3 protein-coding genes are annotated in these 1948 nt (G+C 40.1%); 2 read left to right on the top strand and 1 reads right to left on the bottom strand.

Going from position 1 to position 1948, the window contains the following annotated elements:
• On the top strand, positions 1–266 hold a 266-nt coding region (locus AC0KSB_RS11040), incomplete at its 5' end, for a transposase (protein WP_472307316.1).
• A gap of 429 nt (positions 267–695) precedes the next feature.
• On the top strand, positions 696–1574 hold the full coding sequence (locus AC0KSB_RS11035; protein WP_472309230.1) for a vWA domain-containing protein: 879 nt from the start codon (positions 696–698) through the stop codon (positions 1572–1574).
• Here AC0KSB_RS11035 and AC0KSB_RS11030 read toward each other — a convergent pair.
• On the bottom strand, positions 1571–1948 hold a 378-nt coding region (locus AC0KSB_RS11030), incomplete at its 5' end, for a transposase (RefSeq protein ID WP_472309228.1). The two genes, AC0KSB_RS11035 and AC0KSB_RS11030, sit on opposite strands and share 4 nt — an antisense overlap.

Below are 1948 nucleotides of genomic sequence, written 5' to 3'. Positions count from 1 at the left end.
TGCCGGAAGCCTATCGCAAACGACTGAGAACCAGTAACAGCATAGAACGACTCAACGAAGAGCTACGTCGTAGGGAACGCGTTATACGGATATTCCCCAATGATGACAGTCTTATCCGACTGATGGGAGCAGTTCTGATGGAGCACCATGAAAAATGGTTGACCGGCAAAAAGTATTTCATAATGGATCGCTACTTTGATGAGAGAGAAACAGCAAGAAAAGAAGCGTTAGCAGAACGAGCAGCATACCTGCATGTTGTCACCTGATTCATGCAGATACCGGAAGACAATTTACACCAACTTTTTGGACTTGACTTTTTAGGGGCATATAATCAAAATTGTAATACAATTGCAATAAAACTTCTTGTTTTTGCTATTGACATTCTTTTTTTTAAAAATGCATTTGTTTTACTTGTCATATTAAATGCAAGGATGCAGGTTTTGCATATTTTAAGGAACTCTATTGTTATGAAATGATTTGAATCGTGAAAAAGAAAGGAAAGGGATTAAAATGAGACATTTTTTTCAAAAGGGTTCACCACGCTTAGCCTAAAAGCGAGGCTGAAAAGAGAGTGCTTAACTCCAGAAGAATTTAAGCAGATCGAATCAGTCAATATTTCAAAGATAAATGCTAAAAGCAATTTTAGTAAAAAAAGAATTTTTAGCTTTCTGCTGGCAGTAATTTTTACATTTACAATGATACCTGCAGGAATAACAAGTGCTGATCAGCTACCTGTTCCCGGAGAGATCATTGTTAATAAAACAGCTGTTCCTGTAAACGCTGATCCAGATAATCGTGAATTTGATATCACTCTTACTGTCGAAGGTAATCCTTTAACTTCGACTGATCCGGCTGACATTGTGCTCGTTCTTGATGTATCGGGCAGTATGGCAGAAAATCTAGGTGACAAAACCAGATTACAATCCCTTAAAGATGCAGCAAATTATTTTATTAATGGTGCTCTTTCTGCCGGCATGGATAACAGAATATCCGTTGTTTCTTATGCCGGTGATATTGGTAGTTCCGGTACTGCTAGAATTGATGGTGGATGGCGTACATATTATAACGATACACCTTATAATGATGCTTCTATTGTGCAGTCGTTTACTTCCGATGCTTCTTTGCTGACAACTAAAGTTAATTCTCTGAAGGCAGAAGGCGGAACAAATATGCAGGCAGGCTTTATGAAGGCTGCTGAAGAATTGGCAAATGGCAGAGAAGGTGTACAAAAAATAGTTATTTTTATGACGGATGGCGAGCCGACTTTCTATTATGATGCTGCTTATTACAGAATAAGTAGTGGCAACTATGCCTGGTCAGAAGGAATAACTTTTGGCCCAGGTAATTCTTTTACTGCTATCGGGCGAGATAAGGCTATCGCCGAAGCACAAAAAATCAAGGCAGATTATAAAGCCAGAATTTTTACCGTAGGTTTAATAGCTGACTCTCAAATGAATAGTAATATAGAATCTGTTCTTAATCCTCAAGGTGATAATAAATATCAGGAGGCATACTTCCCGGCAGCTAATGCAAATGAGCTGGAAAGTGTTTTTGGATTGTCAACAGAAATTTAGACAGTTTTCTTAAGGTCAATCAGTCTGTATTCTGCAGGTGTCCTATAACCCAACGAGGAATGGATCCGGATGTTGTTGTACCAATGGACATAGTCCGCCAGTCCAAGTGCCAGCTCCTCCTGTGATCTAAAGGTGCTCTGATAAACAAACTCAGTTTTGAATACTTTGAAGGCTGCCTCCGCCACGGCATTATCATAAGGACAGCCCTTTTTGCTTAGCGACCTCTGAATTTTGAAGGTTGCCAGAAGCCCGTCAATGGCATTGTTCTTGAACTCACTTCCGCGGTCTGTATGGAATATCCGGATCTTTTTCAGTTCAGGCCGGATACGGGCAAAAGCTTGATACACCAGCTTGGGATCTTTGTGGGGACCCGA

The organism is Ercella succinigenes, from assembly GCF_900002895.1.
The sequence above is the reverse complement of the archived record's forward strand: the minus strand, read 5'-3'. Positions and strand labels throughout refer to the sequence as shown.

Bases quoted from the DNA above. Each gene is read 5' to 3' on its own strand.
- AC0KSB_RS11035 (WP_472309230.1), top strand. From the start codon at position 696: ATGATACCTGCAGGAATAACAAGTGCTGATCAGCTACCTGTTCCCGGA.